This is a genomic window from Pseudomonas ogarae (assembly GCF_014268695.2).
Lineage (GTDB): Bacteria > Pseudomonadota > Gammaproteobacteria > Pseudomonadales > Pseudomonadaceae > Aquipseudomonas > Aquipseudomonas kilonensis.
The window spans coordinates 3,832,759-3,850,429 of sequence record NZ_CP077086.1 but is presented as its reverse complement, the minus strand read 5'-3'; the positions used below and the strand labels follow the sequence as shown (position 1 = coordinate 3,850,429).

15 protein-coding genes and 1 pseudogene are annotated in these 17,671 nt (G+C 62.0%); 8 read left to right on the top strand and 8 right to left on the bottom strand.

The genetic code is table 11. The annotated features are described in order from the left end of the window. The first annotated feature begins 18 nt into the window (after nucleotides 1–18). Nucleotides 19–1,476, top strand: coding sequence for an amidase (locus HU749_RS16720; protein ID WP_186651895.1), 1,458 nt, complete (start codon nucleotides 19–21; stop codon nucleotides 1,474–1,476). A gap of 278 nt (nucleotides 1,477–1,754) precedes the next feature. Here the strand turns inward: HU749_RS16720 and HU749_RS16715 are convergent, their stop codons facing one another. Continuing rightward, on the bottom strand, nucleotides 1,755–3,242 hold the full coding sequence (locus HU749_RS16715) for an aldehyde dehydrogenase family protein (RefSeq protein ID WP_186651897.1): 1,488 nt from the start codon (nucleotides 3,240–3,242) through the stop codon (nucleotides 1,755–1,757). A gap of 207 nt (nucleotides 3,243–3,449) precedes the next feature. Here HU749_RS16715 and HU749_RS29410 point away from each other — a divergent pair. Continuing rightward, nucleotides 3,450–4,409, top strand: a pseudogene (locus HU749_RS29410) (methyl-accepting chemotaxis protein); the annotation flags it as partial. A gap of 96 nt (nucleotides 4,410–4,505) precedes the next feature. On the opposite strand, the gene HU749_RS16705 reads toward HU749_RS29410, so the two are convergent. After that, nucleotides 4,506–5,834, bottom strand: coding sequence for an alginate export family protein (locus HU749_RS16705; protein WP_079304056.1), 1,329 nt, complete (start codon nucleotides 5,832–5,834; stop codon nucleotides 4,506–4,508). A 291-nt stretch (nucleotides 5,835–6,125) separates the two neighbouring features. On the opposite strand from HU749_RS16705, the gene HU749_RS16700 reads away from it, so the two are divergent. The 3 genes from HU749_RS16700 to feaR all read left to right on the top strand — a co-directional run bounded on the left by HU749_RS16700 (nucleotide 6,126) and on the right by feaR (nucleotide 9,276). Next, the gene (locus tag HU749_RS16700) at nucleotides 6,126–7,625 is read left to right on the top strand and encodes an APC family permease (RefSeq protein WP_046065480.1); all 1,500 of its coding nucleotides are present in this window, start codon (nucleotides 6,126–6,128) and stop codon (nucleotides 7,623–7,625) included. Further along, nucleotides 7,570–8,190 carry a DUF3156 family protein gene (locus tag HU749_RS16695; protein WP_172436056.1) on the top strand — a complete coding sequence of 207 codons (621 nt, stop codon included), beginning with the start codon at nucleotides 7,570–7,572 and terminating at the stop codon, nucleotides 8,188–8,190. The genes HU749_RS16700 and HU749_RS16695 overlap by 56 nt, the downstream gene beginning before the upstream one ends. Before the next feature lie 123 nt (nucleotides 8,191–8,313). Continuing rightward, the gene (feaR, locus tag HU749_RS16690; RefSeq protein WP_095974658.1) at nucleotides 8,314–9,276 is read left to right on the top strand and encodes a transcriptional regulator FeaR; all 963 of its coding nucleotides are present in this window, start codon (nucleotides 8,314–8,316) and stop codon (nucleotides 9,274–9,276) included. Between the two features lie 182 nt (nucleotides 9,277–9,458). Here feaR and HU749_RS16685 read toward each other — a convergent pair whose 3' ends face one another. From HU749_RS16685 to HU749_RS16660, 6 genes are all read right to left on the bottom strand, one after another. Beyond that, complete coding sequence (locus tag HU749_RS16685) at nucleotides 9,459–10,226, bottom strand: SDR family oxidoreductase (protein ID WP_057450403.1); 768 nt, start codon at nucleotides 10,224–10,226, stop codon at nucleotides 9,459–9,461. After that, on the bottom strand, nucleotides 10,219–11,019 hold the full coding sequence (locus HU749_RS16680) for an SDR family NAD(P)-dependent oxidoreductase (RefSeq protein WP_095974657.1): 801 nt from the start codon (nucleotides 11,017–11,019) through the stop codon (nucleotides 10,219–10,221). The genes HU749_RS16685 and HU749_RS16680 overlap by 8 nt, the downstream gene beginning before the upstream one ends. Further along, nucleotides 11,012–11,833 carry a molybdenum cofactor biosynthesis F family protein gene (locus HU749_RS16675; protein WP_186651901.1) on the bottom strand — a complete coding sequence of 274 codons (822 nt, stop codon included), beginning with the start codon at nucleotides 11,831–11,833 and terminating at the stop codon, nucleotides 11,012–11,014. The genes HU749_RS16680 and HU749_RS16675 overlap by 8 nt, the downstream gene beginning before the upstream one ends. A 78-nt stretch (nucleotides 11,834–11,911) precedes the next feature. Then, the gene (locus tag HU749_RS16670; RefSeq protein ID WP_046065474.1) at nucleotides 11,912–12,571 is read right to left on the bottom strand and encodes a helix-turn-helix transcriptional regulator; all 660 of its coding nucleotides are present in this window, start codon (nucleotides 12,569–12,571) and stop codon (nucleotides 11,912–11,914) included. A 51-nt stretch (nucleotides 12,572–12,622) separates the two neighbouring features. Then, a complete protein-coding gene (locus HU749_RS16665) occupies nucleotides 12,623–12,988 on the bottom strand; it encodes a cupin domain-containing protein (protein WP_046065473.1) in 366 nt (121 codons plus the stop codon). Nucleotides 12,989–13,181: 193 nt separating this feature from the next. After that, nucleotides 13,182–14,480: an NAD(P)/FAD-dependent oxidoreductase gene (locus HU749_RS16660; RefSeq protein WP_014338024.1), complete on the bottom strand. Its 1,299-nt coding sequence runs from the start codon at nucleotides 14,478–14,480 to the stop codon at nucleotides 13,182–13,184. Between the two features lie 311 nt (nucleotides 14,481–14,791). Between HU749_RS16660 and HU749_RS16655 the strand changes: the two genes are divergently transcribed. The 3 genes from HU749_RS16655 (at nucleotide 14,792) to hpaR (ending at nucleotide 17,615) form a co-directional block, all read left to right on the top strand. Next, nucleotides 14,792–15,961: a p-hydroxyphenylacetate 3-hydroxylase oxygenase component gene (locus HU749_RS16655; RefSeq protein ID WP_095962507.1), complete on the top strand. Its 1,170-nt coding sequence runs from the start codon at nucleotides 14,792–14,794 to the stop codon at nucleotides 15,959–15,961. Between the two features lie 65 nt (nucleotides 15,962–16,026). Beyond that, nucleotides 16,027–16,968, top strand: a complete 942-nt coding sequence (locus HU749_RS16650; RefSeq protein WP_186651903.1) for a p-hydroxyphenylacetate 3-hydroxylase reductase component — start codon at nucleotides 16,027–16,029, stop codon at nucleotides 16,966–16,968. Nucleotides 16,969–17,192: 224 nt separating this feature from the next. Continuing rightward, nucleotides 17,193–17,615, top strand: coding sequence for a homoprotocatechuate degradation operon regulator HpaR (gene hpaR / locus HU749_RS16645; protein ID WP_095962509.1), 423 nt, complete (start codon nucleotides 17,193–17,195; stop codon nucleotides 17,613–17,615). Nucleotides 17,616–17,671 lie beyond the last annotated feature (56 nt).

Sequence of the window (17,671 nt, the reverse complement as noted above, 5' to 3'; positions counted from 1 at the left end):
ACACAAGGAACCTGAAACATGGGTATGCAAGACATCCACCATTTGATGGACATTGAAGATGCCACGGCGCTGGCCGAGTGGGTCAGGCGTGGCGAAGTCCAGCCCGGCGAACTGCTGGAGACGGCTATTGAGCGCCTGGAGCGGGTCGAGCCGCAGCTCAATGCGGTGGCCGAGCGTTTGTACGATTCGGCTCGGCAGGCGGCGCGCACGCCACAGGTAGGCCAGGGCTTGCTGGCCGGTGTGCCGACCTTGATCAAAGACCTGTTTTCACCGGTCCACGGCGCGGCGATGACTAACGGCTCACGCGCGTTGGGCAACTTCCGTGCGGATTTCGAGTCGGAAATCGTCGCGCGTCTGCGGCGTGCCGGATGCCAGGTGATGGGCACCAGTACGTCGCCGGAGTTCGGTACGTCGTACTCCACCGAGTCCGCGCGCTTCGGCGCTACGCGCAATCCCTGGAGCACCGACCACAGCGCCGGTGGCTCCAGCGGGGGCGCGGCGGCACTGGTAGCGGCCCGCGTGGTGCCGTTTGCCCATGGCAACGACGGTGGCGGTTCATTGCGCGTGCCGGCGTCTTGCTGTGGCGTGTTCGGGTTCAAGCCCAGCCGTGGCTTGCTGCCATCGGGGCCGATGGTGGGCGAGGGTTGGGCGGGGATGGGCACGCCTCATGCGATCACCTTGTCGGTGCGCGACAGTGCGGCGCTGCTGGACGCCACCGCCGGGATGGACCTGGGTGCGCCGTACGCCGCGCCGATCCAGGTGTTGCCGTATGTGATGGCGGTGCAGGCCGATCCCAAGCCGCTGCGCATTGCCCTGGTCGAGCAGCTCGGGCCTTGGCCTACGTCACCCCAGAGCCTTCAGGCGGTGGGCGAGGCCGCGCGGTTGTGCGAGTCGTTGGGGCATCGTGTCGAACCGGTGAGCCTGCCGGTGGCGTTGCTGGAGTTTCTCGACCACGTGTTCACCATCATTGGTGCCAGCACCCGTCATTATGTCGACCTGCTGGGTCAGATGCGTGGGTTTGCGGTGCAGGCGGAAGAACTTGAAGTACGTACCCGGATCATCTTGCGAGACAAGGGCGACGTCAGCGGCGCCCAATATGCTGCGGCGGTGGAATGGATTCATGCCCTCGGCCGGCAACTGGCCGCGTTCATGCAGGATTACGACGTGATCCTGACCCCGGTCCTGACCCGTGAGCCGACGCCGATTGGCGAACTGGATCTGCAGGATGTGTGCATGAGCCTGGATCAACTGATCGAGCGCTACCACAGCTATTCGCCGTTCACCGCGCTGTTCAATGCCAGCGGCCAACCGGCGATGTCAGTGCCGTTGTCCTGGAGCGCCAATGGCCTGCCGATGGGGGCGCATTTTGCCGGTCGCTTTGGCGAGGAAAGCACCTTGCTGGCCCTGGCCGCCCAACTGGAGCGCGCCCAACCGTGGCGCGGCCGAGTCCCACCGGTCAACGCCTGCCGGCGTTAAAACTGTGGGAGCGAGCTTGCTCGCGATCGCGGTATCAGATTCAACATCATGGTTGACTGATAGTCCGCTTTCGCGAGCAAGCTCGCTCCCACAGGAGATTTGTGGTGGTCGCGGATGCCTTGGGCGACTCGAAAAAAAACTGTGGGAGCGAGCCTGCTCGCGAAGGCGTTGGGTCAGTCGGCATCATGGTTGGCTGATCCTCCGCTTTCGTGAGCAGGCTCCCCACAAGGGGATTTTTGCTGGGTAGGGCTCTGGGGTTGTACCAGAGCCCTTGAAGGTCAGTAGCGGATCATCACCGACTTCAGTTCGGTGTAGTCATCAATGAATGCACTGCCGAATTCACGGCCTATCCCAGAAGATTTGCTGCCGCCAAAAGGCACCGCCGGGTCGAGCAGGGTGTGCATGTTCACCCAGACCGTGCCAGCTTCGATGGCGGGGACCATGCGCAGGGCTTTGCCCAGGTCATTGGTCCAGAGGCTGGCGCTCAGGCCGTAGGGGGTGTCGTTCATCAGTTCCAGCAACTCCTCCTCAGTGTCGTAAGGGAAAAACGTGGCGATCGGGCCGAAGGTTTCTTCGTTGAGCAGGCTGTCGTCGCGGCGATTGGCGAGGATGATGGTCGGCTCGACATAGCAACCCGGCCCATCGATCAGCTTGCCACCGTGGACGATGGTGTTGTTCTGTGCGCGGGCCTTGGCGAAGAATTCCGCGAGTTTGTGCTGGTGCTGACGGTTGGTCACCGGACCGAATTCGGTGCGTTCGTCCAGGGGCGAGCCGATGGTGAGTTTGCTCAGGCGCTGGGCCAGTTTGTCCATGATCGACTCGATCTGCGAGCGATGGACAAAGAACCGTTCCGCGGCAGCGCAGATCTGTCCCGAATGCAGAAAGCCCGCCTCGATGATGCCGTTGACCGCCACTTCGGGATCGATATCGCGCAGGAACCCCGCCGCATTCTTCCCGCCCAGCTCCAAGGTTGCACGGGTCAACCCGGCGCCCATGGCCGCTTGGCCCACCGCCAGGCCGGTGGGTACGGAACCGGTGAACGAGACCTTGTTGGTGCCCGGGTGTTCGATCAGCCCTTTGCCCACCTGGCCGCCGCCGGTCAACACATTCAGGGCGCCGGCTGGAAGGCCGGCCTCGATGGCCAGTTCAGCGATGCGCAGGATGGTCAGCGGGGTGAACTCGCTGGGCTTGATGATGATGCTGCAACCGGTCACCAGGGCTGAGGCCAGTTTCCAGATGGCGATCATGGTGGAAAAATTCCACGGCACGATACCGACCACCACCCCGACCGGTTCGCGCAAGGTAAATGCGGTGTAGCGTTCGCCAGCGAAGGAGGGCAGTGATGGGGTGATCGTCTCGCCGTTGATCTTGGTGGCCCAGCCGGCGTAGTAACGCAGGAAATGAGCGGCCTGATCGACCTCGAAGGCGCGGGAGATATGGATGATCTTCCCCGACTGGCAGGTCTCGATCTGCGCCAGCTCCTCGCGGTTGCGCTCCAGCAGGTCCGCCAACTTGAGCAGCACATGACCGCGCACCGCCGGCGCTGTTTGAGACCACTGCTTGAAGCCGCGACGGGACGATTGCACCGCCGCATCGATGTCGCCGGGAGTGGCGTCGCTGACCTGGGCGATGACTTGGCCGGTGGCAGGGTTTACGACGTCCAGCGTCTGGCTGCTCTGGCTTTCGACGTAGCTACCGTCGATGAACAGGGCGTGATGTCTACCGAGGAAGGCTTCGACCTGAGGCAGCAGGGCAATATCGCTCATGAGGGTTTCCTGATCGCGAATGGGAAAGCCCCGAGGGTAATCCCGGCAGGACCGTCCAGCTTGACTGTGCCTGCCGCGCCGTATGTCTGTGGCTGCCAGCCTGGGTGGTTGGCAGCCAGGAGCAAGGCCACGTGCAGGCAGGGACAAGCCAGCCTGGCCGGTTTGCGATCAGATCCGGCTTTCGACTTGATGGCATAGGGGCAGGCGATGTTTCTCCAGACCAACAAACAGAAACGGGCGTTGATCGCACAGGTGCAGCGCGTACTGGCCGGCGAAACGGAGGACACGCCGCTGCTCGACGCGTATCCGCCACTGCGCACCGTCCTTGAGCAGTATGCACGGCAGGTGGCGAGCGCGACTGCACATCTGCATCAGGTCGAGGCTCAAGTGGAGGCGCAAACCCTGCGCTGGCAGCAAAGCGAGCATGAGTTGCATAAGGTTCGCCAGCAATTGGAGCAAACCCTTGAGCGCGAGCAGGTGCTTGAAATACGTCAGGGCGAACTCAGCCAGCAGCTGCTGCAACAACGCCAGGATACGCAGATCTGGGAGTTGCTGCAGTCGACCCTGACAGAAGGCTGCTGGGATATCACGGTCGTCAACGGTGACCTTCAGCACCCGGCCAGTGGCATGCGCTTTTCCAGTCAGTTCCGTGCGCTGCTCGGTTATGGACCGGATGACTTGCCCGATGGCTGGGATGCCCAGGTCGGCATCACCCACCCGGACGACTTGCCCAAGATCATGGCCATTTTCGACCGGGAAATCCTTGGCTCCCAGGGCAGCGGTGAATACGTCTTTGAATACCGGATGCGCCACAAGACCCGGGATTACATCTGGTGCCGCGAACGCGGTCGGGCGGTACGTGACTCGCATGGGCAACTGGTGCGGGTCATTGGTGCGGTGCGTGATATCAGCGATGAGCGCTCGGCCCAGTCCACCCATCAGCGCATGCTCGAACAGAACCAGGTGACCTACGCCCAGATTGCCACGGTGGTGGGGGTGATCAAGGGCATTGCCGACCAGACCAATCTGCTCGCCTTGAACGCCGCGATTGAGGCGGCCAGGGCCGGAGATGTCGGGCGCGGTTTCTCGGTGGTGGCCGATGAAGTGCGCAAGCTGGCGCAGAGCACCCGGCAGGCGACCCATCAGATCCAGACCATGTTGCATCAGCACAAGTAGGAGCCGCCGAAGGCTGCGATCTTTTCACGGCCCATTGAATCTGGAGCGGAAAAGATCGCAGCCTGGGGCCGCTCCTACAGATGTCTGTCAGAACGGAACCGCCACCACCAACTGGCTGTAGACGTTGGTGCCGTTGCCGCCGACCTGATTGCCACCGCTGTCCGCATCCTTCTCAGGCTTGTACAGGCCCACCAGCGGCGTGACGATCAGGTGCTCATTCACCGCCCATTCCACGTACAGGTCCAGCTCCTGTGCATCGAGGTTCAGCGCTTCGCGGGTGTGCAAGGTCTGGTAGTCGAAGAACAGCGCGCCAATGGTCACGTTTTCCGCTGGCTTGAGTTTGAGGCCAACGTGCTGGATGGCGGTGTTGCTGTTGAATGGGCCGGCATAGTTGCCCGCCACTTCACCCTGGAACCAGGTGCCATAGCCGCGGTTCTGGCCGTTGAACATCGAGTCCCAATCCTTGGAATAGCGACTGTAGCGATAGGTCAGGTCCGGCGTCCAGGGCAGGTCGGCGAAGGTGTAGCCGGCTTCGGTGTACCAGGCTTTCTCCGGGCCCGCGTCCTTGTCCTGCCAGGCATACTCGAAGGCGAAGTGGGCATTCTCGATGCCAGCATTCCCGGCGCCGCGCAGGCTGTAGATGTCCATGCCTTCCCGCTGTTTCTGGAAGTCGCTGGCGTAGCGGTCATCGACTTTGATGCCGTGGATGTAGGTCAGCCCCAGGGTGCCAGGCGCGGCGGTGTATTCCAGGGTGCCAGCGGCCATTTCGGTGTTGGCTTGGGCGCGGTTGTCGGACTTGATCCACATCAGGCTGCCATGCACGCCTTCCTTGCCGCCCAGGCGCACGACAGCGGTTTCGTCGAAGGCATGCCGGGCCGCCAGGTAATAGGCGCCACCGCGATTGAGCTCGCCATCGGCCACGCCTTTGCCCAGGTTCAGGCCATCGTCGTTGATGATGAAACCGTCGCCAAGGGTGATCACCTGGCGGCCGTAGGACAGGTCGACACCGTCCTTGCCCAGCGCCGGGAACAGGTCCCCCGAACGCCAGCCGGCAAAGGCTTCATCGAACTTGGTGGTGCGCTCGGAGCCGTCGCTCAAGCCGGCTGCGTCGCCATCGCCCCAAGTGCCGGAGCTGACCAGGTTGGCCGTCCCGTAGACACTGCCCAGACCGCCCAGTGTCTGGTCGATACTCAGGCCATACTTGATGAAACCTTCGCGCCAGCTCGAACCGCCGGCGGTGCCGTCGTAGTTCTTGCGGCTGTTGAACAGCCCGTAGACCGCGAGGAAGTTGCCGGTGACGGTGGTGTCTTCGTCGGTGTAAAGCTCATAGGCCTGGGCCGATGAATCGGCGACCAGCAGGGCAATGCCCAGGCCGATGGCGTTGCGCAGCAAAGGTGTACGACGTGTGTGCTCCATGGTGGATTCCCCAGTGTTATAGGACAGTAGAGCGCGCATTAAGGGGAGTGGTACCCGGGGAAGTCTTTCACCTGCCTGCCATGGAGTTGACTCAGGCCGCCAGTGCAGCGGTGTTGGCAGGCAGCAACAAAACCGGCGGCAGACATGGGCAAGACGCCCGGGACGGGGCGGCGCAGAGTAAGGCTGCACGCAACGCCGTTTCGATCAGGGACTGGTTGGGGAAGGCATGATCGCCGGTTCCTGGACGGCTGTGGCATCCATACTAAAAATCCGCTTTCGAGGATCTGCACCATGTCGATCAATGACAGGCTCACCGAGCACTTGAACCGGGGTTCGGTGGGCTTTCCCACCGCGTTGGCCAGCACCATTGGCCTGATCATGGCAAGCCCCGTGATTCTCACCGCGACCATGGGCTTTGGCATTGGCGGCAGCGCCTTTGCCGTGGCGATGCTGATCGCCGTGGTAATGATGCTGGCCCAGGCGACGACGTTTGCCGAGGCAGCGTCGATGCTCCCGACCACCGGCTCGGTCTATGACTACATCAACTGTGGCATGGGCCGCTTCTTCGCGATTACCGGGACGTTGTCGGCCTATCTGATTGTCCATGTGTTCGCCGGCACCGCCGAGACCATTCTGGCCGGTGTCATGGCCCTGGTGAACTTCGAACACCTCAACACCCTGGCCGAATCGGCAGGCGGCTCCTGGTTGCTGGGCGTGGGGTTCGTGGTGGTCTTTGGCGTGCTCAACGCGTTCGGCGTCAGTGCCTTTGGCCGGGCCGAAATCATCCTGACGTTCGGCATGTGGACCACCCTGATGGTGTTCGGCGTGCTGGGCCTGATCGCCGCACCGGCGGTGGAACTGGAGGGCTGGTTTGGCGCGTCCGTGGTGGGCACCGATCTGGTCACGGTGCTGTCGCTGGTGGGCATGGCCATGTTCATGTTTGTCGGCTGCGAATTCGTCACGCCGCTGGCGCCGGACCTGCGCCAGTCCGCGCGGACCATGCCCCGGGCCATGATGCTGGGTTTGTTCAGCGTCGCCACCTGCATGTTCATCTACGGTGCAGCGATGAAGCGCCAGGTGGAAAACGTGCTGCTCGATGCCACCAGCGGTGTGCATCTGCTCGACACCCCCATGGCGATTCCACGCTTCGCCGAACAGGTCATGGGCGATATCGGCCCGATGTGGCTGGGGATCGGCTTTCTGTTTGCCGGTGCGGCGACCATCAACACCCTGATGGCCGGCGTACCGCGGATTCTCTACGGCATGGCGGTGGACGGTGCTCTGCCGAAAGTCTTCACCTATCTGCACCCACGCTTCAAGACGCCGTTGCTGTGCATCCTGGTGGCGATGCTGATTCCGTGCCTGCATGCGTGGTGGCTGGGTGGCAATACCGACAACATCATGCACCTGGTGCTGGCTGCCGTATGCGCCTGGAGTTTTGCCTACCTGCTGGTGACCGTGTCGGTAGTCAGCCTGCGGATTCGTCGCCCCGATCTGCCACGGGCCTATCGCTCGCCGTGGTTCCCGTTGCCACAGATCCTGTCTAGCGTCGGCATTGTGTTGGGCATGTGGTTCATCACGCCGCCCGGCATGAATCCGGCAGACATCTACGTGCCCTTCGCGGTGATGCTCGGTGGCACGGCAGCGTACGCTTTGTTCTGGACCCTGGTGGTGCAGAAGGTCAATCCATTCAAGCCAGCGTCGGTAGAAGACGTGCTGGCCAAGGAGTTCTCCCATGAGCCAGGGCAACCTGCGGGCGAGTTTGTCGACCCTGCTGCAAAAACTGTCTGAGTTGTTCAGCGCCCAGCGCGCCCCGGCCGGTTATCGGCCTGGGGCGACCCTGGAACACTTGCGACGCAACCTGGCGCTGGCGCGATTCGAGGTGGTGGGCCCGGCTACGGCGACGGCAGCCACCGACGACGGCAGCTTGCAGTTGGAGATTGTCGAACGCACCGAGTCGCAACTGTTGATGCACCTGGTGATGACCGAGTTCGTCCTACGCGTGCCTGCCTCCCGAGAGGGCACGGCGCGCCTGGAACTGCACCACGGCGGGGCTGTCCGGCGTAGCGGCATTCGCTGCCGGCAGCGGGACGGGCGCAGTGACCTGGCGGCCCGGTTGCAGGCGGCTGTGGAGCAGGATCTTGTGCTGTACCAGGCGCTCATGCCGCTGGATTTCAAACGTCTGCGCATCGATCTGCAAGGACGCCAGTGGTGCGTGCGTCTGGAACACATGGGCGGTAGCGAAGTGGTCAATCGCATGCCGGCCTTTCGTCGCTATATCCCGTTGAGCCGGGAGCAGCGCACTGTCTTGCTGGCGACCTTGAGCGGCCTGCAGCGGGTGTTGGCAACGCTCTGATTCCTTTGTTCTACCCTGGCATCATTCCTGCTACTGCTCTGGCGATCAGGTACTTGTTGCGCGCATATAGATAACATGTTAACTATTGCCGCACAAAAACAAAAAGCCACTGCGGAGAATGCCATGAGCATGCAACAGGTTGGGCAGGACGGTCTGGACACTTGGAACCGGGATCTGCGGGCGACTTGCGGCCACTTCGATACCGAGCTGGCCTTCAATCGCGCGCTGTTCATTGGTGAAGTGTCGAACTTCCATCGGGGTGGCCTTGCCCTCGCGAACCTGCGCACCAACGCCGGTAACATCAAGCGTCACTCGCCCAACGCCGATCACGATGATGACCAGGATTGCCTCCTGGTCAGCCAACGCAGCGGCTACTGCCGCATTACCCAGAACGATCGGAGCATCCAGTTGGCGCCCGGTGAATTGTTGTTGATGGATTCCGTCGGGGCGCTTGAAATCACCCCGTTCGGCCTGATCGAGCATGCGGTGCTGTCCTTGTCTCGCCAGGACGTGTCGCGGCAACTGGGCGGGGACGCCAAGACCTTCGGCAAGGTGTCGTCCAGCAAGGCGTGTGGGCGGATGCTGCATGTCTTGATGGATCAGCTGTGCAGGGACACACCGGACGGCGAGGGCGCGGTGGGCGAAGGTGAAGCCTTGCAGAGTGCCTTCGTTTCGCTGTTGGGCTCGGCCTTGGAACACAGCAGCGATGCCCGTGATGAGGGGGCTGCGTTGCAGGGCAGCCATCTGCGCAGCTACGTGCAGAAGGTCATCGACGAATCACTGACCCAGCCCGGCCTCAGCCCGGTGGGCCTGGCCAATCGGCTGAATATTTCGGTGCGGCATCTGTATCGCTTGTTCGAAGAGCAAGATGACAGCGTTTGCCGCTACATCCAGCGCGCCCGGCTCAAGCGCAGCGCTGATGACCTGACCAATCCGTTCCTGCGGGACGAGTCCATTACCTCGATTGCCTACAAATGGGGCTTTACCGATTCGGCGCATTTCAGCCGTTCGTTCAAGAAGCAGTTCGAGCTGTCGCCCAAGGAGTTTCGTTCCAGCCGTTTGCAGGTGGGGCAGGGGGTGGCTTGAGTGGAGATATCCAATAGCTTTGCAGTCTGAACCACCGCTTTCGCGAGCAAGCCCGCTCCCACAAAGGGATTTGTGATGAACATGATTTTTGTGGATGTCATTGGAAAGTGTGGGAGCGGGCTTGCTCGCGAAGGCGGCGGTACATTCACCACCGTCGTCAGCGAGGCACCGCTCCCATAGGCTCAAACCTCCGGCAAAGTCGAACCCCCATCGACTACCAAAGTCTGCCCGGTCACATAACTGGCCAGGCTCGACGCCAGGAACAGCATGGCGCCAGCGATGTCGCTCGGTTGGCCCAATCGACCCAGCGGCACCCGGCGGGCGATGTCCTGGTTGACCTCATCGTCGCCCAGGTTGGCCATGGCCGGTGTTGCAATCATGCCCGGCTCGACGCCATTGACGCGGACATTCTCGGCCGCCAGCTCCAGCGCGGCATTGCGAATGAAACCATTGACCCCGGCCTTGGAGGCCGCGTAGTGGCTGAGCCCTGGATACGCCACCCGCGGGCCGGTGACCGAGGAGGTCACCAGCACGCAGCCTTGGCCCTGGCGCCGGAACATCGGCAACGCCGCCTGGGTCAGCCAGAACAGCGCCGACAAGTTCACCGCCAGCGTTCGCTCAAGCATCGACGGGGTGATCTCGGCGAACGGTGTCAGCGGAAAATAGCCGGCGTTGTGCACCAGGATATCCAGCCTCCCCAAGCGTTGCTCCAGCTCGGCCATCATCCCGAAGACCGCCGTTGCGTCGGCCAGGTCAACCCCCAGCGCTTGCACCTGACAGCCCACGGCGGTCAATTCGCCGGCGACTGCTTCGGCCCGGGCCAGGCCCAGGTCGGCAATGACCACGCGAGCCCCTCGCAGGGCAAACGCTTCGACGATGGCCCGGCCAATGCCCTGGGCGCCGCCCGTGACCAGTACGGTCTGGCCGCTGAAATCCAGATCCTCAGGCATCGCTGGCCTCCATCCGGCTGAAGGCCAGTGTCGGTACGTCGACGATGCTGGAGCCGCCATCGGCCACCAGCGTCGCCCCGGTGATGATCGACGCCTCAGGCGAGGCCAGGAAACGGCAGACGTTAGCGATTTCCTGCGCACTGGCCGGCCTGCGCAACGGCACGTCGGCGCAGACCCGGTCATACGCCTGCTGCAACGTTTCGCCATGGAACTGCATCAATGCCTGCATTTCTTCATCGGCCATGGGCGTGCGGACCCAACCTGGGCAGATCGCATTGACTCGTACGCCGTGAGGCCCGTAATCCCTTGCCAGGGAGCGGTTGAGGCCCAACAGCGCATGCTTGGCGGTGGTGTAGCCGCACACGTGCGGGCCTGCCGCCAAGGAAGCAATGGAGGCGATCAGCACAATGTTGCCGGCACTTTCCTGTAGCAGGGGTAGGCACGCCCGGGCGCTGTAGAAGGCGCTGTCGAGATTGCTGCGCAAGGCCGCTTCCCAGGTCGATGGCTGAGTCTCGGTGGCGCTACCCATGCCCATGCCACCGGCACAGGCCAGCAGCACGTCGAGTCGGCCATAACGCGTGCGAATCTGCTCGACGAAGCTGTCCCAGGTGGCCGGGCAGGCTGCATCGCCCACCAGCACCAGGCCGCCGATGTCCTCGGTGAGTGCTTCCAAGGGCTCGCGGCGTCGACCGATCAGCACCAGGTTGGCGCCTTCGGCGGCATACAGGCGGGCGCAGGCCGCACCGATACCGGTGCCGGCACCGGTGATCACGACGGTGCGTAATTCAGGCATCGGGATACTCCGTCTGGTTGAGCACCTGGCAGTACGAACTGACCGGGAAATTGGAGAACTCATCGAACGACGCACCGGCGTAGCCGAAGATCTTGCCGTCGCTACGATGCTGTTGCAGGTCGATCAGCACCAGGCCCAGGGTCGGGATTATTTTTTCCCGCCACACGAACAGGTACAACTGATCGGCGATCTTGTAGGTGTCGCAGCGATCGGTGTCGCACAGGCCTTGTTCAACACCCTTGAGGCACTGCCACGAGTAGAACTGGTCGTTGAGGTAAATGTGTTCGTAGACTTCGCTCGGGCTGTAGCGATACAGGTTGCGCAGCCCCACCAGTTCGGTGGTCGGTGCGTGCGGGCACAGGCCAGGCTGCCAGGGACGATCGAGGCTGCCGTGCAGGAACTGCGCTTGAACCGAGGTCAGGGGCTTACCGGTCAACGCGCGGCTGTAGAGGCCTTCGCCGGTTTCTTGCTGGCTTGGCATGCGGCCGATCACGGCGGTGAAGGCGGCGCAGGCGGTATCGAGCACAAGGCTTATCGACGACGTCAGTTCGCCTTCGCGCTTGATGAAGTCCACCAGGTACAGGCCCGGGCGTACGGATGTGGCCCGGTAGGTCGCGGTGCCGCTGGAGTGCCCATCGGCGGCGTTCCAGGACACGGTGTCCTGCTCGAAGCGATGCTCGATCTGCCAGCCATTGGCGAAATGCAGGGTGAAGGTCTTGCCGTCCAGGTCGGCCAGGTTTGGCAGGATGAAGGCTTCGGGGGCAAAGCCATCGGCCAGGGCGCCGACGGTGATCCAGTCTGAAGATGTGCTCATTGCAAGGCTCCGGTGGTTGAATTAGCCACTCGGATCATGCGGTGCCGGGCAACGGCGGCCTATCAACCAAATGGTTGATCAGAGGAACAGTGCGCTGACCAACTCGGTACGGCTGCTCACGCCAACCTTGCGAAACAGGTGGATCAGGTGAGTCTTGATGGTCGGCAAGCCCACCTCCAGCTCCCGGGCCAATTGCTTGTTGCTGACGCCTTGGCGCAGCAGCCAGGCAATCTGGCGCTCCTTGGGCGTCAAGTCGCCCAGTGGGTCCTCATGGCCAGGCAAATGGGCCACGGCCAGTTGCAGCAAGGCCTGCAACGCGCTGAGTTGATTCAACTGCTGGCCGGTGAAGACACCTTGCTCGGCAGTGCGCAGCAACGAAATCGCGGCTTGGGGCTGACCGTCTCGATGGGCGAAGACTTCCACCACGTCGACCACGCCGTAGCGCTGCAGGAAGTCGTGATAACGATGGTTGTCACGTCGCGGTTGGCGGGCCATCGCCAGGCCCAACGGCACCACGGCCAACTCGCTGGATACGCAGTGGCGCGGGTGCAGCGGGTCGAACTGACGGTAGTTGTCCAGGTAGTCGCGGTGCATCTCGCCGCTCATCCTATGCAGGCTGAAGTCATGGACCTGCAGCTGCCGATCAACGCAGTAGAACGCCGCCCGGCTGACGGGAACCAGCTGGGTAAAGGCGTGCAGGCACTGGCCGGCTATGTCCTGGGTGGGGATGACGTTCATGGTCGCACCTTCGCCAAGAGGGCTGCCGGTGGGGCCGGCAGCCAAGTCCGATCAGGCTACCGCGAAGTAGTGTTTGACGAAACTCTCGCTGACCACTTCCCACAGCACTGGCGTGCCCTTGGTCACGAACCAGCTGTCGCCGGCCTTGTAGCGGGTGCTCTGGCCGGTGGCCTCGTCGGTGAGCACTACTTCACCGGTGACCACGGTGGCTTGTTCGGCGAAGGGGTAGACCATCCGGAACTTGCCTTGGGTGGTGCCGAAGTAGGCGCTGCTGACGGGATCGGTCGGTGCGCCGAAGGTCATCTTGCCGAAGGCTTTGACTTCGCCTTCGAGAATCTGCGAACCGAGATCGGCGACGGTGCCCCAGGCGTCCAGGTCGGACAGCTGGATGTCTTTTTCGAGGGTGATAAGGGGCATGGCAGTGACTCCTGATGATTGAAAAGCAGAGGGTATGTATGTCTAGTTCCGGTCAGTGAAACCACTGAATCTGTGGGAGCGGGCTTGCTCGCGAAGACGGCGTACCAGTCGACATCAATGCTGCCTGACCCACCGCTTTCGCGAGCAAGCCCGCTCCCACAGGGTTTTTGCTTAGCTGATTGGCATCTGACCGTCAGCGACGGCCATTCCAGTAGCCCGACAGCTGATGCCAGGACTTGCCGGCGGTCAGCAGCAATGGGCGAATGGCGTCTTTGCCGATGATGGTCGGGCGATGGATCGAGCTGACCAGGTCGTAGCGCGCCGAGCCTTCACTCATGCCTTCGGCCAGCACCTTGCAGATGATGTGGCTCGGCGTGACGCCAAAGCCTGAGTAACCCTGGACGAAAAACGCGTTGCTGCGGCCGGGCAGGGTGCCGATCTGTGGGAACAGGTTCGGGCTGCAGGCCATCGGGCCGCCCCAGGCCAGGTCGATCTTCACGTCCTTGAGGTACGGGAAGATCTTCAGCATCAGGCGCCGGTTCCAGGCCTTCAGATCTTGGGGGATGTGCTCCACCAACGGCGTCGCGGCACCGAACAGCAGGCGGTTTTCGTTGGTGACGCGGTAGTAGTCGATCACCGGGCGAATGTCGCTGTAGGCACCGCGAATCGGGCTGATGCGCTGGATCAGTTCGTCCGACAACGGCTCGGTCATCATCTGGAAAGCGTAAGTGTTGATGGTCGAGCGATGCAGCTCCGGTTCCAGCTTGTTGAGGAAACTGTCGCAGGCCCACAACAGCTTGCTGGCCCTGACCGAGCCACGCCCGGTACGCACGGTGATGCGCTCGCCATAACTGACTTCCAGGGCCGGGCTGTTCTCGAAGATCCGCACGCCGTGGCTGACCAGGGCCTTGGCCTCACCCAGTAACAGGTTCAACGAGTGCACGTGCCCGCCGCCCATGTGCAGCAATGCGCTGCCATAGGCCTTGGAGCCGATGATCTGCTGCACATCGGAGCCGCCGAGAAAGCGGATCTCGTGTTTGCTGTTGACTGACTTGAAGTCTTTTTCCCAGGCCCGCAGGGTTTTCTCCTGGCGCGCGTTGAAGCCCATGTAGCCGTAGCCGTGGCAGAAGTCGGCATCGATGGCGTACTTGGCGATACGGTCCTTGATGATGTCGGCGCCCAGGTCGCTGATCTCGAAGATCTGGCGCAGGCCGTCTTCACCCACGTCCTTCTTGATCTTTTCCAGGTCATGACCGATGCCGGCCATGATCTGCCCGCCATTGCGCCCGGTGCCGCCGAACCCCAGGTAACGCGCCTCCAGCACCACGATGTTGGTGATGCCTTTTTCGGCGAGCTCCAGCGCGGTATTGATGCCGGAGAAACCGCCGCCAATGACCACAACATCGGCGTCCACGTCCTGTTCCAGCGTGGGGAAGCTGAGGTTGTATTTCTTGGTGGCCGTGTAATAGGTGGGCGTTTCGATATTGATCATGACGCAACCTGACAAAGTGAAAGGAAACTCCGTTGCAACGCCTATGCAAGGCATTGCAGGGGATGGCCCTATTAAGAGCCCGGATGGGGGCGCCTGTCTTGATCATCCGTGCCGGGGTATTTGACCGAGCGCGCCATGGAGCCGAAACCTGCCCATGAAAAGTACAATCTTGGATCTGGAAGGTGCATTTTTCACCCGCCTGTGATTGCCCATACTGGACCGGCCTTAATCACTGATCCCGCTGTTTGTGCAACCTCAGGTTGCCGGGCAGAGGCGGGATCGGCAGATGCCAATAATAAAAGAGCCCGTCCATGAAAAAGCCAAACCCGCTGCTCGAAGACCTCAAGCCCATCCTGCCTGTCATTGCCGCCAATGCCTTCCAGGCGGAGAAAGACCGTAGCGTGCCTGCCGAGAATATAGCCTTGCTCAAAAGCATCGGCATGCACCGGGCCTTCCAACCGAAACCCTACGGTGGCATGGAGATGTCCCTGCCGCAGTTCGCCGATTGCATCGCGCTGCTGGCCGGCGCCTGTGCCAGCACGGCCTGGGCCATGAGCCTGTTGTGCACCCACAGCCATCAGTTGGCAATGTTCCCGGCCAAGGCCCAGCAGGAAGTCTGGGGCGATGATCCCGATGCCACCGCCAGCAGCAGCATCGCGCCGTTTGGCCGCACCGAGGAAGTCGACGGCGGTGTGATGTTCAGCGGTGAAATGGGCTGGAGCAGCGGCTGCGATCATGCCGAATGGGCGATCGTGGGGTTTCGCCGTAAAAACGCCGAAGGCGCCCAGGACTATTGCTTTGCAGTGCTGCCGCGCAGCGACTATGCGATTCGCGATGACTGGTTCGCGGTGGGCATGCGCGGCAGTGGCAGCAAGACCTTGATCATCGACAATGCTTTCGTGCCGGAACACCGGATCCAGAAAGCCAAGGACATGATGGAGGGCAAGTCCGGCGGATTCGGCCTGTACCCCGACAGCAAGATTTTCTACTCGCCATACCGACCCTACTTCGCCAGTGGTTTCTCCACGGTCAGCCTCGGCGTGGCCGAACGCATGCTGGAGGTCTTTCGCGAGAAAACCCGCAACCGCGTGCGGGCCTACACCGGTGCGGCAGTCGGTGCCGCTACCCCGGCGTTGATGCGCCTGGCCGAGTCGACTCATCAGGTGGCGGCGGCCCGTGCCTTCCTGGAGAAAACCTGGCAGGAGCACGCCGAATATGGCGAGCGCCACGAATACCCCAGCCGGGAAACCCTGGCGTTCTGGCGGACCAACCAGGGTTACGCCACCAAGATGTGCATCCAGGCCGTCGATCGCTTGATGGAGGCGGCCGGTGGTGGCGCCTGGTTCGAAAGCAATGAGTTGCAACGGCTGTTCCGCGACGCCCACCTGACCGGCGCCCATGCCTATACCGACTACGACGTCTGTGCGCAGATTCTCGGTCGTGAGTTGATGGGCCTTGAGCCTGATCCTTCCATGGTTTGACCGCCTGTGCGCTGAACCCTAGAACAATAATCGAGGCCGTCGCTCGAGGCGGCCGGGAGTCTTGCATGTCCAGTCTTTGTGATACCGCTTTCGATACCCGCGCGTTCCGCCGGGCCCTGGGTAACTTCGCCACCGGTGTGACCGTGGTCACCGCTGCCACTGAAGATGGCCGCAAGGTCGGTGTGACGGCCAACAGTTTCAACTCGGTGTCCCTGGACCCGCCATTGATCCTGTGGAGCATCGACAAGCGTTCGAGCAGCCATGGCGTGTTCGAAGCCGCCAGTCACTTTGCGGTGAACGTGCTGGCCGCCGACCAGATCGACCTGTCGAACAACTTCGCACGACCCAAGGACGACCGCTTCGCTGAAATCGAATTCGAGGCCGGCGAAGGTGGCGCCCCGGTGTTTGTCGATTGCTCGGCGCGTTTTCACTGTGAAAAATTCCAGCAGGTCGATGGCGGCGATCACTGGATCATGATCGGCAAGGTCGTGGCGTTTGACGATTTCGGACGCTCGCCGTTGCTCTATCACCAGGGGGCCTACTCGATGGTGCTGCCTCACACGCGCATGACCAAACGCGAAGAGGGCCAGTCCCCCAGCAGTCACTTCCAGGGGCGCTTGAGCCACAACCTGTATTACCTGATGACCCAGGCACTGCGGGCCTATCAGGCCAGCTACCAGCCGCGTCAGTTGTCCACCGGCTTGCGCACCAGTGAGGCGCGGATGTTGATGGTGCTGGAGAACGACGCCGGGCTGAACCTGTGCGACCTGCAGCGGGAAGTGGCGATGCCGGCGCGAGAGATCGAAGAAGCCGTGGCCAACCTCAAGCGCAAGGGCCTGGTGAGCGATGAAGGCGAGCGTGTACGCCTGACTGCCAAGGGTATCGATGAGACTGAAGGGCTCTGGGCGATTGCCAAGGAGCAGCAGGACAAGGTGTTTGGCCAGTTCAGCGAGGAACAGGTCGAGCATTTCAAGCAAGTGCTCAAGGGCGTGATCAAGGGCGCTTGAGTGACATTCAGTAAAGACTGGCATTCACCCCTTGTGGCGAGAGATGTGTTGTGGGAGCAAAGCTTGCTCGCGACATAGGCGACTCGATTTCTGAAAGACTTTCATTGCCTGTATCGCGAGCAAGCTTTGCTCCCACAATGAGTCCCCTTGCCGCAGGTAACTCGGCATCGAAAATGATAAGATTTAGTTAACTCATTAACTAAATCCCTCTCGCGAACATACTCATGCCCAAGCTGCGCCAATCCTTGACCCTGACCCTGCTCCAGGCCCGTGAAGCGGCCATGGGGTTTTTCCGGCCTTCCCTCAATCAACATGGCTTGACCGAGCAGCAATGGCGGGTCATCCGTATCCTTAGCCAGCACGACGAGCTGGAGATCAATCGCCTGGCCGAACTGGCCTGCATCCTCAAGCCCAGCATGACCGGCGTGTTGGTGCGCATGGAAGCGGCGGGCATGGTGGTGCGGCGCAAGGCTGAACAGGATCAGCGGCGAGTGCTGGTGCGCCTGGCGCCGCAAGGGCAGGCGAGCTTCGATTCGATGAGCCAGAGCATGGAAGAGAATTACCAGCGTCTGCAGGACAAGTTAGGGGAGGAAAAATTGCAGGCGCTGCTGGGGTTGCTCAATGACCTGAAGGCGATCAGGCGCTGAGAACCCGGGCTGGTTGTTTTCTGTGGGAGCAAGCTTTGCTCCCACAGATCCCCTTG

Excerpts from the sequence above, each read along its gene's own strand:
- HU749_RS16720 (WP_186651895.1), top strand. The coding sequence starts at position 19 with ATGGGTATGCAAGACATCCACCATTTGATGGACATTGAAGATGCCACG.
- HU749_RS16715 (WP_186651897.1), bottom strand. The coding sequence starts at position 3,242 with ATGAGCGATATTGCCCTGCTGCCTCAGGTCGAAGCCTTCCTCGGTAGA.
- HU749_RS16705 (WP_079304056.1), bottom strand. The coding sequence starts at position 5,834 with ATGGAGCACACACGTCGTACACCTTTGCTGCGCAACGCCATCGGCCTG.
- HU749_RS16700 (WP_046065480.1), top strand. The coding sequence starts at position 6,126 with ATGTCGATCAATGACAGGCTCACCGAGCACTTGAACCGGGGTTCGGTG.
- HU749_RS16695 (WP_172436056.1), top strand. The coding sequence starts at position 7,570 with ATGAGCCAGGGCAACCTGCGGGCGAGTTTGTCGACCCTGCTGCAAAAA.
- feaR (WP_095974658.1), top strand. The coding sequence starts at position 8,314 with ATGAGCATGCAACAGGTTGGGCAGGACGGTCTGGACACTTGGAACCGG.
- HU749_RS16685 (WP_057450403.1), bottom strand. The coding sequence starts at position 10,226 with ATGCCTGAGGATCTGGATTTCAGCGGCCAGACCGTACTGGTCACGGGC.
- HU749_RS16680 (WP_095974657.1), bottom strand. The coding sequence starts at position 11,019 with ATGCCTGAATTACGCACCGTCGTGATCACCGGTGCCGGCACCGGTATC.
- HU749_RS16675 (WP_186651901.1), bottom strand. The coding sequence starts at position 11,833 with ATGAGCACATCTTCAGACTGGATCACCGTCGGCGCCCTGGCCGATGGC.
- HU749_RS16670 (WP_046065474.1), bottom strand. The coding sequence starts at position 12,571 with ATGAACGTCATCCCCACCCAGGACATAGCCGGCCAGTGCCTGCACGCC.
- HU749_RS16665 (WP_046065473.1), bottom strand. The coding sequence starts at position 12,988 with ATGCCCCTTATCACCCTCGAAAAAGACATCCAGCTGTCCGACCTGGAC.
- HU749_RS16660 (WP_014338024.1), bottom strand. The coding sequence starts at position 14,480 with ATGATCAATATCGAAACGCCCACCTATTACACGGCCACCAAGAAATAC.
- HU749_RS16655 (WP_095962507.1), top strand. The coding sequence starts at position 14,792 with ATGAAAAAGCCAAACCCGCTGCTCGAAGACCTCAAGCCCATCCTGCCT.
- HU749_RS16650 (WP_186651903.1), top strand. The coding sequence starts at position 16,027 with ATGTCCAGTCTTTGTGATACCGCTTTCGATACCCGCGCGTTCCGCCGG.
- hpaR (WP_095962509.1), top strand. The coding sequence starts at position 17,193 with ATGCCCAAGCTGCGCCAATCCTTGACCCTGACCCTGCTCCAGGCCCGT.